We start from the raw sequence: 13,876 nt of genomic DNA, 5'->3' as shown, positions 1-13,876 counted from the left end.
TGTAATTTAATGTAACTGAGCACCAAATATACCCAAAACAGAAATTTTCACATATTGATCACACTGTTTTATAGAAACCGTAAAACTCGCTGCTAAAAACTAACCATAATTATTCAGTAAGAATGCGTAAATAATCGAAATTCCAAAAGATTAGTGGCATATAACACTGGGCATGACTATATTCATTACCGTTTATTGCCAGATAGAGGTAAAAATATGCAAGGAGCTGAGAGTCTATTTTATATAGTAAAGAAGCAAGGAAGGTTGATTGAAACTAACGCAACCTAAAGTTGTCACGTCTCTAATACCTAACAATAAAGAAATAAGTTATGTGCTGTGTATTGCCCTCAGAGTCTTGCAGTTGTAGCCGTAATTTCCATTTCATGTTTTTTTTCAGAACAAATACCGACCATAGTAGTAGCTTGATAAATATCATCAACAGCCTCGAAAGTAACAGGGATGTAACCCATATACATAGTCACGCCCTCTAGTTTGGCAGAAATAATTGTACTACCTTCGGGAATAGACAAATTGATTTTAAAAGCTGTTTCAGGTGTTAGGTCTGTTACAGGTAACCAAATTTTTGTTGTATTAGAATAATCACATGGTTCATTTGGTTGGCAACTTGCAGCAACAGGCTGCTCTTCTATACTAATCGCTTGGGGATTACATGCAGTCAAACAGAGTATTATCGACAAAAAAAGCATTGTCTGGCTAAAAGTCATGTGTGTTACCTATTATATAAAAAGCAAATACTAATTAGCACGCACTATAAACACAACGACGAAGAGTTAAAAAGCGGGTTAATTTCAAAAAGTGTAACAAAAAATAGTCAACTACATGATAAAAATTGATTGATGTCATAATTTTATGCAATTGACCTATCTTTTTTAGGTCAAAAATTTTATCATTTCCCCCGCAAAAAATAGGGTTTCTCGAGTTTGTTTTCTGAAGCAGTCAAGTATTGGTAGTTTTAGATAACACACTTGTGGAGTAATAGTAGGCCCCGCTTTTCATTAAGTGGGTAATTCATTTCTAAACGCATATATTGCAGCGGAAGCCAGAAAATGAGCCAAACAGTAGCATCACAAACTGAGTACAATTATAAAGTTGTACGCCAATTCGCTATTATGACAGTGATTTGGGGCATCGTTGGCATGAGTATTGGGGTTCTGATTGCTGCCCAATTAGCTTGGCCAGCACTTAACTTTGATACACCATGGTTAACATACTCTCGACTTCGTCCGTTACATACGAACGCAGTTATTTTCGCATTTGGTACAAGTGCACTTTTCGCAACATCGTATTATGTTGTGCAACGTACTTGTCAAACGCGCCTTCTTTCAGACAAATTAGCAGCCTTTACATTTTGGGGTTGGCAATTAGTTATCGTATTGGCAGTCATTACACTACCATTAGGTATCACAAGCTCTAAAGAATATGCAGAGCTAGAGTGGCCTATCGATATTTTAATCGCGATTGTATGGGTAACGTATGCAGTTGTATTTATGGGCACTATTGCTAAACGTAAAGTGTCGCATATCTATGTTGCTAACTGGTTTTATGCTGGTTTTATTATTACTGTTGCAGTATTACACATTGTAAACAGCATGGCTGTACCTGTATCACTTACTAAGTCATATTCAATCTACGCAGGTGCTGTAGATGCAATGGTGCAGTGGTGGTATGGTCATAATGCTGTAGGTTTCTTATTAACTGCTGGCTTCTTGGGTATGATGTATTACTTTGTACCAAAGCAAGCTGGTCGCCCTGTTTATTCATACCGCTTATCTGTTGTTCACTTTTGGGCATTAGTGTCTCTTTATATTTGGGCTGGTCCTCACCACCTTCACTACACTGCACTACCTGATTGGACACAAAGTCTAGGTATGGTGATGTCTATCATCTTATTCGTTCCTTCTTGGGGCGGTATGATCAATGGTATTATGACGCTATCAGGTGCATGGCATAAGCTACGTACTGATCCAGTACTTCGCTTCTTAGTTGTTTCATTATCTTTCTATGGTATGTCTACCTTTGAAGGCCCTATGATGGCAATTAAATCTGTAAACGCACTTTCTCACTACACTGATTGGACCGTAGGTCACGTTCACTCTGGTGCGTTAGGTTGGGTTGCAATGATTTCTATCGGCGCTATCTACCATCTAATTCCAGCACTATTCTCACAAGGTCGAATGTACAGTGTGAAACTTGTTAACACCCATTTCTGGTTACATACAGTAGGTGTAGTACTTTACATTGTTGCTATGTGGATTTCAGGTGTAATGCAAGGCCTAATGTGGCGTGCTGTTAACACTGACGGTACATTAATGTACAGCTTTGTTCAGTCACTACAAGCATCACACCCTTTCTATGTTATGCGCTTCTTAGGCGGTGTATTCATCGTCGCAGGCATGCTAGTTATGGCTTATAACGTTTACCGTACAATTACAGCGAAAAATGATTCGTTGAAATTAGACGCGCAAGCCCAGTTAGCATAATGGAGTGAGATGATGAGCAATAAAAATTCACAAAATAAACACGAAATAGTCGAAAAGAATATCGGCCTAATGGCTATATTGACTGTTTTTGCTATCAGCTTTGGTGCATTAGTAGAAATCACTCCTCTAATGTTCCAAGACGATACAACAAAACCTGTAGATGGCTTACGTCCGCTAAACGCACTTGAAATGGAAGGTCGAGATATATACGTACGTGAAGGCTGTTCTAACTGTCACTCACAAATGATTCGCCCTTTTCGTGATGAAGTTGAGCGTTATGGTCACTATTCTGTAGCCGGCGAATCAGTATGGGATCACCCTTTTTTATGGGGTTCCAAACGTACTGGTCCTGATCTTGCCCGTGTAGGTAAGCGTTACTCAGATGATTGGCATTATGCCCACTTAATGGACCCACGTGCAGTGGTTCCTGAGTCTAATATGCCAGCGTTTCCTTGGTTAGATGAGAATCGTGTTGATACAAGCCTGACTCTTAAAAAACTTAAAATTTTCCGTGATACGTTTGCTATCAACCCACAAAACCCAGCTCACCCTGGTTTAGGTTACGGTAGTGACGAAGAACTAATCGCTGATATTGCTAAAGTTGATGCAATGAATGACGGTAAAGGTGCAACAGAAATGCAAGCCCTTATCGCCTATCTGCAACAACTTGGCACACATTTGAAGTAATTAATTATGGATTACGGAACATACAGAGGCATTTTAACTCTGGTAATTTTAGTATTGTTTATTGTGATTGTTGTGTGGGCATATAGCAAACGTAGCAAAACGCGTTTTAAAGACGCGGCTAATGCCATCTTTGAAGATGAGAGCAAACACAACAAAACACTCTCTAATGAGGAAAAGGGGTCTGAGAAATGACTAGCTTTTTGGAGTATTTGGGTTATTGTATTAACCCTTGCATGCTTATTTATCATTTTTGGCTTACTAGTGTGGAATTTAAAAAACTACGCCGGTGTTAAAGAAGGTGAAAGCTGTGGCCATGAATTTGATGGCATTGAAGAATTAAACAATCCACTACCAAAATGGTGGACTTACATGTTCTTCGCAACATTCGTATGGTCAGTTTACTATTTAGCAGCTTACCCTGGTTTAGGTAACTGGGAAGGCTTAGCTAAATGGACCAGCTCTAACCAAGGTGTGACATCTTTAGCTGAATCTAAAAAAGCAATTGAAGAAGCGAAAGCCAATGGTGAATTTGTTAAGCTTGATAAAGAGTATGAAGCTGCAGATGAACGCTTTGGCCCTATCTTTGAAGGTTTTGCTAAACAAAACATTGAAACATTAGTTAAAGATGAAAAAGCGCTTGAAATTGGTCAACGTTTATTCGCGCAAAACTGTTCACAATGTCACGGTTCTGATGCACGTGGTGGTCAAGGTTTCCCTAATCTAACTGATAAAGACTGGTTATATGGCGGTACACCTGACAAAATAAAAGAAACTCTTTTATACGGTCGTATTGCAGCAATGCCACCATGGGGAGCTGCATTAGGTGATCAAGGCATTAAAGAAATGACTGCCCATGTCCTAAGTTTGTCTGGCCGTACTGTTAACCAAAAAGACGCAAGCGCGGGTGCAGCAAAATTTGCTATGTGTGCAGCGTGTCACGGTGCTGATGGTAAAGGCTCTGTTGCTCATAACTTACCATTTGGTGCACCTGATTTAACTGATAACATCTGGTTATATGGTGGTTCTCAACGTGCTGTTGAAGAAACACTTGTTAACGGCCGCGCTGGTGTAATGCCTGCTTGGAAAGATATTTTAGGTGAAGAGAAAGTACACTTATTAACAGCCTATGTTTACAGTTTATCGCAAGATAAATAAGCAAAATGTTAATAAAACGTTTAAACTTTAATCTTTTATATCAATAGATTAATTAAGATCAAAAAAGCCTCCATCAGGAGGCTTTTTTTAGTCTTTTTATATCAAATCCTATAAAATGTCTCTATCACAAACTAATTAAGTGCTTTTATGAAACCTACTCCTTGGTATAAAAATTTCTGGCCTTGGTTTTTAATCTTTTTTCCACTGGTTGCCATTATTGGTTGTATTTCGTTATTAATTACAGCTATAGGAAATGGCCCTGATATGGTTGTTGATGACTACTATAAAAAAGGCAAAGCGATCAATTTAGAATTAAGTAAATTCGATAAAGCCAAAGCGTTATACTTACATGGTGATTTAACCGTAGAGCACGACAAAGTTAGCTTTAAATTTAATAAAGGTGACACCAGTAACATTCATTCGTTAAAAATGTCTTTTTATCACCGTACCATTGGTGAGCATGATTTTAGCGCGCACTTAACACCAAATGCGAACGGCGAATTTACCGCAATCATTGACCCTTACAGCGAAGGCACTTACACCGTATTTATTGAGCCAATCGACGCTAGCTGGAAGTTAAAAGAAAATATTACGTTGCCAAATGAGCAAAGTATTGCGATAAATCCGGAATATAAGTAGTAATTTATCATGTCAAAAAACTGCTTTCATTGCCTTGAAAGTGTACCAACTGGGTTTAATGCTACCGTTGAAATAGACGGTATCCCTGAACCTATGTGTTGCATTGGCTGTCAGACTGTCGCCGAAACAATAGTTGCTCAAGGCATGACTGATTACTATAAATTTAGAACCGTGCGTGCAGGTAAAGTAGAACAACTTGTGCCTGAGCAGTTAAAGCTTGTTGAAAGTTATGATAACCCGGACATCCAAGAAGAATTTATTTCACAAACCAATGATATCAGTGAAGTTTTATTAACAGTTGAAGGTATTACCTGTGCGGCATGTGCATGGCTTATCGAAAAACAATTATTAAACATGCCTGCTGTAAAACGTGTTGATGTAAATACTTCAACTAACCGCGCCATGATCCAATGGCATAAAGATGCCCTCCCTCTTAGTGAAATAATTAAATCTCTTCTTGAAATCGGCTACAAAGCATACCCATTTCAAGCCGATATCGAAGCAAGTCAAAAGCAACAAACTGCAAAAGCCTATATTCGCCGTTTAGGTGTCGCTGGCCTTATGACCATGCAAGTGATGATGTTTGCCTTTGCTATGTACTTTGGTATGTTCTCTGGCATGGAAGAAAACTTTGAACAGTATTTTCGCTGGATCAGTTTAATCCTTGCGTCACCGGTTATTTTATACAGTGCTCTGCCATTTTTAACCAATGCTATAAATGGCCTTAAAGCCAAACAGCTAAACATGGATTTACCTGTTTCCTTAGCTATTTTTGGAGCCTATGGTGCAAGTTGCTATGCAACTATTATGGCTGTAGGCGAGGTTTACTTTGAATCAATTTGTATGTTTACCTTCTTACTTTTATTAGGTAAATACTTAGAATTTAGAGCACGCCTTAAAGCCAGTGAGTTCACCGCAAACTTACAAAAGCTACTACCTTTAACCGCCCGTATCTTAGATGAGCAAGGTAATGAGCAGATTATCGCGGCTAAAAAGCTTAAATTAGATGACCGAGTACTAATAAAGGCAGGCGAAACAATTCCAGCGGATGGTATTGTATCAGCTGGAACCACGAGTGTTGATGAGTCAATGATGACAGGCGAACACCTCCCCGTAAATAAGTACATTGAACATCAAGTGTTTGCAGGCACCGTGAATCACGACGGTGTTATTGAAATTCGCATTAATAAGCTTGGTCAAAACACCTTATTGAACCAAATTATAAAGTTACAACACAGCGCCCTTGCGACTCGCCCCAAACTTGTAGAAATTACTGATAAAGTAGCTCAGTGGTTTGTGGCATGCTTGCTAATATTTGCATCGATAACAGCAGTTGGCTGGTATCAAGTTGACCCAGAGCATGCTTTTTGGATAACGATATCTGTTCTTGTAGCCACTTGCCCGTGTGCGCTAAGTTTAGCGATTCCAACAGCGTTAACCTGTGCTGTTGCCACACTCACACGTAAGGGGATTTTAATCAAACAAGCCCATGTGCTTGAAACTTTGCCGCAGTTGACACGCGTTGCGTTTGATAAAACAGGCACTTTGACACAAGGACGCTTTAGTCTCGATGCGGTGGATATACTTGCAAAAAATATCAGTAAGGTAGATATATTAGCGTTGGCTGCCCAGCTGGAAAGTTACTCTGAGCACCCTATCGCTTCAGCGTTTGCTCAGTTTACTCCCCAAAACCGTCACCTTGAAGATATCAAAGTGCATCCAGGGTTAGGTATTACAGGTACAGATGAAAGCCACCGCTATGCCATTGGTAAAAGTGGATGGTTTGACTCTAAAAAAACCAATGCCCAAGCAACTTTTTATATTGATGAGCAACCCGTTGCACATTTTTATTTTGTTGATGAAGTAAAACAAAATGCGCAGGGGCTTAATTTCATCATTAAAAGGCCAAGGTTTAAGCTGCCACATGTTAACTGGAGATGCTTCAAATGCAGGGCAGAAGATAGCCAAAAAGCTAAATCTCGATAGCTTTACAACGGGCTGTTTACCTCAAGATAAACAAAAGCAAGTTGAGACTTGGTCTGCTCAAGGTGAAATCGTCGCTATGGTTGGTGATGGCGTAAACGACAGCCCTGTTTTTAACAGTGCGCATTTATCTATCGCCATGGAGACTGGTGCTGATATTTCCAAAAACACGGCCGATGTGGTATTACTTAACAGTGATTTAGCAGCTATTTCGCATTTGCTTAGTGTATCGAAAAAAACACGCCGTATTATTAAACAAAATTTAGCCATTTCATTACTTTATAATGGGTCAATTTTACCGCTTGCTGCAATGGGCCTAGTTGCTCCTTGGATGGCAGTGATTGGCATGTCTGCCAGTTCAATCATTGTTATAACTAACTCCCTGAGGTTATTAAAGTTATGAGTATAATTTATATCTTGATCCCGATTGCTATTTTGTTTGTTATTATCGCCATAGCGGTGTTCTTTTGGGCTGTACGAGGAGAGCAATTTTCAGATCTAAACAAACAGGGCCACAGTATCTTGTTTGAAGACGATAAAGAGCAACACAAAAAAAGTAATGATTGATCCTCTTTTTATTAGTGCATTCGTTATGGGGTTAATTGGTAGCGGCCACTGTATTGCTATGTGCGGAGGGATTGCCAGCTCTTTACAATTGGCAACAGATAAAACGCGGCCCTTTGCTTACTCGGTATCATATAATTTAGGCCGTGCAACAAGCTATATGCTAGCAGGGGCGCTTGTAGCTGGGATCAGTAGCCATTTTGCAAGCCAAAGCCACTGGTTTTCCATGCTATTAGCATTTTTAAGTGGTCTGTTCATGTTGCTTGTGGGGCTATATGTTATGCGCTTAGGGATGAGTTTACAGTGGCTCGAATCACTTGGTAAAACACTTGTTTGGCAACACTTAGTTAAACTAAATCGTTTCATAATGCCAATAAACTCATTGCCAAAAGCCGCAGCTTACGGTGCACTTTGGGGCTGGTTACCTTGTGGTTTAGTCTACTCAGCACTGACATGGGCAATGACTAGCAAAACCGCAATAGATGGTGCCTTAGTAATGCTATTTTTTGCGCTGGGTACTTTTCCTTCCATGTTAAGTATTGGTATGGGCGCACAAGTTTTACATAAATTTCTCAATCACCCATGGGCACGCGTGGCTATGGGCAGTATACTTATATGGTACGGTATATACTTACTTATTATTGCAACTGACAAATTAGTGCATTAGTCTAACTAAAAATACGCACTTTAATGGATTTAACTGATGGATTTATCTCACAATAAAGCAAAAAGCAACTGCACAATTAGCTGTAACGACTGCAGCATCAGCCAACTATGCTTACCATTTACCCTTAATGGCCAAGAAATGGATAAACTTGATGAAATCATTGAGCGTAAAAAGCCCTTACATAAAGGCGACTATTTATTTGAATCTGGTGCGTCTTTAAATGCTATTTTTGCTGTGCGCTCTGGTTCATTTAAATCATACACGTTATCTGAACAAGGCGATGAACAAATTACTGGTTTTCACTTAGCCGGAGATTTAGTCGGCTTTGATGCTATAAATAAAATGCAACATCAAAGCTTCTCCCAAGCTCTTGAGACATCAATGGTCTGTGAGATTCCGTTTGATACACTCGATGAGCTCTCTGGTAAATTACCTAAGCTGCGCCAACAAATAATGCGTTTAATGAGCAATGAAATAAATTATGATCAAGAAATGCTACTACTGCTCAATAAAAAATCAGCAGAAGAGCGCCTTGCTAGCTTTATACATAATTTATCCAACCGGTTTGGCGAACGAGGATTTTCTCGTAAAGAATTCAGGTTTACTATGACCCGGGGTGAAATCGGTAATTATTTAGGCCTTACCGTTGAAACAATCAGTCGCTTACTTAGCCGCTTTCAAAAAGCTGGATTGATAAAAGTTGAAGGTAAATTCATTACTATTTTGAATAGCGATGGTTTGCGCGAAGCTGCCGCAATTTACACTAAATAAACTTTGATCTAAAACAACTCTTCTTTAGCTACACCTTTAACTACGCACATAATACGTTACACTGTATATAAAGTAGTTAAAGGAGCAGCTCATGAATACCATTAAACAAATTCTTGCCGTAATTGACCCCACTGCTGATTCGCAGCATGGTCTATCTCGCTCAATTGATTTAGCTAAAAAATCAGGCGCTAGTATCACTGCATTTATGAGTATTTACGATTTCTCGTATGAAATGACCACGATGCTTTCGTCTGACGAACGCGAAGCTATGCGAAACGCTGTCGTAAAAGATCGCCAAGCTTGGCTTGATGAAATACTCGCGCAATACCCTGATTTAGAAATTAACAGCCAAGTGATGTGGCACAACCGCACTTACGAAGCCATTATTGATACAGTAATTAATCAAGGTTTTGATTTAGTTGTCAAAGGCACCCACCAACATGACACTCTTAAATCAGTCATTTTTACACCAACAGATTGGCACTTAATTCGTAAGTGCCCTGCCCCAGTATTATTAGTCAAAGAACATGCATGGCCAGCACAAGGAAATATTTTAGCTGCTGTGAACGCGGTCAGCGAAAACGAGCAGCATCTAGCATTAAATAATCGTATTATAAAAGATGCACAATTTTTATGTGAGCTTGCCAATGCTAAGTTAAACCTTGTGAATGCCTACCCTGCAACACCTGTTAATATTGCTATAGAAATTCCTGAGTTTAACCCAAGTGTTTATAACGAATCAGTGAAAAAGCATCACTTAGAATCTACCTATGAGTTAGCTGATAAGCATCAAATCGCTCATCAGAACTGTGCGATTGAAGAAGGTTTACCTGAAGACGTGATCCCAGATGTTGCCGCACGTTTAAACAGTGAGCTAGTGGTTATTGGTACTGTTGGCCGCACAGGATTAAGCGCAGCCTTAGTTGGCAATACCGCAGAGCATGTAATAGACAGCTTAGATTGCGATGTGTTGGCATTAAAGCCTGATGGTTATATCTCTCCATTGGCAAAGTAAATTAGCCAATAAATAAGTTTTGAGCATTGCCATTTTCAGCATATAATACGCCCCTTATTTTTACGTATAGTATCTCAAGGGGCCGTAATGTCGCATTCTGTTCAAGCCAAAGCTCAATTTAACTTCAATAAGTTACAAAAGCGCTTACGCCGCCAAACTGGTCAAGCAGTGATGGACTTCAATATGATTGAAGAAGGCGACCGCATCATGGTGTGTTTATCAGGGGGAAAAGACAGCTATACCCTTTTAGAGATGCTGAAGCACTTACAGCGTGTTGCTCCGATTAAGTTTGATCTTTTGTTGTCAACCTTGATCAAAAACAACCCGGATTCCCAGAGCATGTATTGCCTGAGTATTTAGATACTCAAGACGTAGAATACAAAATTGTCGAAGAAGATACCTACAGTATTGTTACCGATATAATCCCTGAAGGCAAAACAACCTGTTCATTATGCTCTCGCCTGCGCCGCGGTATTTTATACCGCACCGCAAAAGAACTAGGCGCCACTAAGATAGCACTTGGTCATCACCGTGACGACATGATAGAAACCTTATTCTTAAATATGTTTTACGGCGGTAAATTAAAAAGCATGCCTGCTAAATTAATGAGTGATAACGGCGAACATATGGTTATTCGTCCTCTTGCCTACTGCAAAGAAGCTGATATTGAACAGTATGCTATACACCAAGCATACCCGATCATTCCGTGCAATTTATGTGGCTCACAAGAGAACTTACAACGTAAGCACACAAAAGCCATGCTTGCTCAGTGGAATAAAGATCATCCTGGGCGCATTGAAAGCATATTTACTGCAATGCAAAACGTGGTGCCATCTCACCTAGCTGACAATGAATTGTTTGATTTTGCCCACTTGCAAACCGGTGATGTAATCGATGGCGGTGATATTGCCTTAGACAAGCCTGATATTCCTAAACAGCCCAGCACAGAACCTGAGCAAGAGACTGCTGATGTGGTCACTATCAACTTAAGTTAATTACCCCCGTTTTATTTTAAATAATTATATTAAAAATGCCGCGTTATTCGCGGCATTTGTTGTACTTTATTTAAGGCATATCCATTAGTTCTTGGCTTTTCTCATCCAGCTTTACTTTATAATTTTCAGCACTTAAGCCTAAAAATTGAGGTAGCGTCGCAGCGATACAAATTGATGATAGCGTGCCAACAACTATCCCCGTAAATAATGCAATTGAAAATCCTTGAAGTGGTGCTCCAGCTAATAACCAAACGCTGGCAACAGTGGCAAGTGTTGTACCTGAGGTAATTAACGTTCGCGTTAATGTGCTACTAATCGCATTATTTATCACTTTATCTACCGTATGGTTCTGCGCAGCTTCAATGCGCAATAACTCTCTGACTCTGTCTCCTACAATTATAGAATCATTAAGGGAGTAACCGATTATGGCGAGTAAGCTTGCAAGCACTGTTAAATTAAACTCAAGCTGTAACCAAGCAAATAGCCCTACCACAATAATAATATCGTGTAACAATGCGACCACAGCTCCCAGCGCTAAACGCCACTCAAACCGCATAGCTAAATACAACATTACCGCAATCATAGCCGCAAACAAAGCTAAGCAACCTTGTTCAAACAATTCATCACCTACTTGCGAGCCTAAATAAGAAGAGGATAAAACATTCACTGAAAAATCCTCGTTTTGCTCAAGTGTATCTAACCAAAAATTATGCTGCTCACTTTCTCTTAGTTGAAAATGCTGAGCCGATTGTGCAGTCACAGTGTAATTATCCAATCCTGAGGCATCAATTTTACTGCTCAACTGACTTAGTGTCAGTGGCGTACTTGTCGTAAATTCTGTTAAATAGCCCCCAGTAAAATCGAGGCCAAAATTAAGCCCTTTACTGGCAATGCCAAATGTTGAAATAATTATTAACAATAGTGAAAACACCAAGCCTGCAAAACGCATCTGTGAACCATTTTTTAGCCAGCCACGATTGATTTTCATGCGCTTGCTCCTTGTCTATCTGCCAGTTTTAAGTACAAAGATTGGCTTAATGCTTTTGAAACATACACGCCTGTAAACACACTAGTTATAAGCCCAAGCGCTAACGTAATAGCAAACCCTTTAATAGGCCCATACCCTATGCTGTATAAAATAATTGCAGTGATCATAGTGGTTATGTTGGCATCGAAAATAGTGCTAAATGCTTGGTTATATCCTTGTTCAATGGCTTGATAAGGTGCTCTACCTTTACGGCGCTCCTCTTTGATACGCTCGAAAATAATCACATTAGTATCGACCGCCATACCAATAGTTAGTACTAAGCCTGCTATTCCTGGCAGTGTTAATACAACACCTGGTAGTAACGACATTAAACCGACAAGGGCCGTTAAGTTTAGCAATAACGCTATATTTGCAATCAAGCCTAAACGACGGTACCACAGCGCCATAAAAGCGAGTGTAATTCCCATGCCAAGCATTAAGGCTGCTAAGCCATTGGTTATGTTATCAGCCCCTAAGCTTGGCCCAATGGTTTGTTCTTGAACTATAGTAACCGGCGCGGTTAATGACCCTGCACGTAACAACAAGGCTAAATCCTGAGCTGCTTGTGCACTTTGCATATTGGTAATACTAAACCGACTACTCAAATGCTGAATAATATTGGCTACATTGATGACTTCGCTATTTTTTACAATCTCACCCTGCTCATTTTGGTAATACTCTGAGTACACAGTTGCCATCGGTTTGCCGATATTGCGTTTTGAGAACGCAGACATAGCCTCACCACCTTGGCTATCTAAACTTAATTGAACTAATGGTTTTCCCCACTCATCTCGTCCGGATTGAGCATTATTAATATGCTGCCCTGAAAAAATTGCCACTGGATCTAAATTAATTATTCCGCCGTCTTTGTGCTTAAATGGTTTGCCACCCACTTCTTTTAATTGATAAAAATCTAAAGACGCTGTCGCACCAATTATACGCTTTGCTTCTGCAGGGTCTTGCACACCAGGCAACTCAATGCGAATACGTTGCTTACCTTGGCGCTGAGTGACCGCTTCGGTAATGCCTAGCTCTTCAATACGGCCTCTGAGCGTTGTGAGTGTTTGGCTCATCACTTCTTTTGTAAATGAACTGACTCCGCTCTCGCTGAAGCTAAATGCCATTGATGTCATACTTCCTTGATTATGACTCGTTGCTTGCAAACGGGCAAAACGTGCTAAAACTTCATCTTTAACTGTTTGCAAACTCGTGAGGGAGTTATCAAGTGCATGCAGTTCAAATCCGGCGTCATTTTTTTGCACTCTGACTCCTCGCGCTTTTTGTTCCCGAATAATGGTTTTGGTTTGCTCAAATGCACTATCAAGCAGCTCTTGCTGTGCTTTATCAAGGTCGACGTCTAACACAAATAGCACTCCGCCATTTAAATCTAACCCTAGTTTGATAGGAGCAAGTCCAAGTCCTTGGACCCATGAGGGACTTGTTTGATGAGTCACAATCTTAGTCTCAAGTGAGCTAAATGCGGCTTTTAATGCCTGTTGTGCTGCCGCACTTTTACTAGGCGTGTTAAGTAAGATATTTAACGAAACCACCATTCAATTGTGGCTCTTCAATAGATTTCGCAACTAGAAAACCATGCTGATTAAGAAACGCGATAACATCTTTTTGCTTGTCTACTTGCACTGTAATTTGACTATCTTGCATTTGGATATGCAGCCAAGATTTAGCGGGGTATAAATTAGGTAACGCACTGATAGCTAATAGCATCAGTGCCATAAACATTGCCACATAGCTAATTTTAAGCCGTTGCCACAACGGTTTTTTCGAACTTTTTTTAAACATAACTTTCCTTTAAACCAACGCATAGCGTTGATTCATGCCTATTAGACACATTAATTTTTAATTGGTTTAGGT

The 13,876-nt window shown here is 39.8% G+C and carries 11 protein-coding genes and 3 pseudogenes; 11 read left to right on the top strand and 3 right to left on the bottom strand.

The features are described from left to right. Positions 1-347: 347 nt before the first annotated feature. Entirely contained in the window at positions 348-725 is a 378-nt protein-coding gene (locus tag ACU8V8_RS06730) for a hypothetical protein (RefSeq protein WP_446889222.1), read from the bottom strand. Between the two features lie 342 nt (positions 726-1,067). Here ACU8V8_RS06730 and ccoN point away from each other — a divergent pair, with 342 nt between their 5' ends. The 11 genes and pseudogenes from ccoN (at position 1,068) to ttcA (ending at position 10,977) form a co-directional block, all read left to right on the top strand. Further along, positions 1,068-2,501 carry a cytochrome-c oxidase, cbb3-type subunit I gene (gene ccoN / locus ACU8V8_RS06725; protein ID WP_446889221.1) on the top strand — a complete coding sequence of 478 codons (1,434 nt, stop codon included), beginning with the start codon at positions 1,068-1,070 and terminating at the stop codon, positions 2,499-2,501. A gap of 12 nt (positions 2,502-2,513) precedes the next feature. Next, complete coding sequence (ccoO, locus tag ACU8V8_RS06720; RefSeq protein WP_087534510.1) at positions 2,514-3,188, top strand: cytochrome-c oxidase, cbb3-type subunit II; 675 nt, start codon at positions 2,514-2,516, stop codon at positions 3,186-3,188. Between the two features lie 6 nt (positions 3,189-3,194). Beyond that, positions 3,195-3,380, top strand: a complete 186-nt coding sequence (locus tag ACU8V8_RS06715; protein ID WP_087534511.1) for a cbb3-type cytochrome oxidase subunit 3 — start codon at positions 3,195-3,197, stop codon at positions 3,378-3,380. 15 nt (positions 3,381-3,395) lie between these two features. Next, positions 3,396-4,343, top strand: a complete 948-nt coding sequence (gene ccoP, locus ACU8V8_RS06710) for a cytochrome-c oxidase, cbb3-type subunit III (RefSeq protein ID WP_446889602.1) — start codon at positions 3,396-3,398, stop codon at positions 4,341-4,343. 147 nt (positions 4,344-4,490) lie between these two features. After that, on the top strand, positions 4,491-4,982 hold the full coding sequence (locus ACU8V8_RS06705; protein ID WP_421959380.1) for a FixH family protein: 492 nt from the start codon (positions 4,491-4,493) through the stop codon (positions 4,980-4,982). A gap of 9 nt (positions 4,983-4,991) precedes the next feature. Continuing rightward, positions 4,992-7,368 (top strand): annotated as a pseudogene (locus tag ACU8V8_RS06700) (heavy metal translocating P-type ATPase). Beyond that, positions 7,365-7,532 (top strand): cbb3-type cytochrome oxidase assembly protein CcoS, encoded by a 168-nt coding sequence (ccoS, locus tag ACU8V8_RS06695; protein ID WP_087534515.1) that lies wholly within the window; start codon positions 7,365-7,367, stop codon positions 7,530-7,532. The pseudogene ACU8V8_RS06700 and the gene ccoS overlap by 4 nt, the downstream one beginning before the upstream one ends. Further along, the gene (locus ACU8V8_RS06690; protein ID WP_446889220.1) at positions 7,525-8,196 is read left to right on the top strand and encodes a sulfite exporter TauE/SafE family protein; all 672 of its coding nucleotides are present in this window, start codon (positions 7,525-7,527) and stop codon (positions 8,194-8,196) included. The genes ccoS and ACU8V8_RS06690 overlap by 8 nt, the downstream gene beginning before the upstream one ends. Before the next feature lie 36 nt (positions 8,197-8,232). Continuing rightward, entirely contained in the window at positions 8,233-8,967 is a 735-nt protein-coding gene (locus ACU8V8_RS06685; RefSeq protein ID WP_446889219.1) for an FNR family transcription factor, read from the top strand. Between the two features lie 91 nt (positions 8,968-9,058). Continuing rightward, complete coding sequence (gene uspE / locus ACU8V8_RS06680; RefSeq protein ID WP_446889218.1) at positions 9,059-9,982, top strand: universal stress protein UspE; 924 nt, start codon at positions 9,059-9,061, stop codon at positions 9,980-9,982. An 87-nt stretch (positions 9,983-10,069) separates the two neighbouring features. After that, positions 10,070-10,977: pseudogene (ttcA, locus tag ACU8V8_RS06675) on the top strand (tRNA 2-thiocytidine(32) synthetase TtcA). 70 nt (positions 10,978-11,047) lie between these two features. On the opposite strand, the gene secF reads toward ttcA, so the two are convergent. Both secF and secD read right to left on the bottom strand, forming a co-directional pair. After that, positions 11,048-11,965 carry a protein translocase subunit SecF gene (secF, locus tag ACU8V8_RS06670; RefSeq protein WP_446889217.1) on the bottom strand — a complete coding sequence of 306 codons (918 nt, stop codon included), beginning with the start codon at positions 11,963-11,965 and terminating at the stop codon, positions 11,048-11,050. Then, a pseudogene (gene secD / locus ACU8V8_RS06665) lies at positions 11,962-13,804 on the bottom strand (protein translocase subunit SecD). The gene secF and the pseudogene secD overlap by 4 nt, the downstream one beginning before the upstream one ends. Between the last annotated feature and the right edge of the window lie 72 nt (positions 13,805-13,876).

The sequence above is a fragment of the Pseudoalteromonas sp. SaAl2 genome (assembly GCF_052947895.1).
This window is presented reverse-complemented; position numbering and strand designations above follow the sequence as displayed.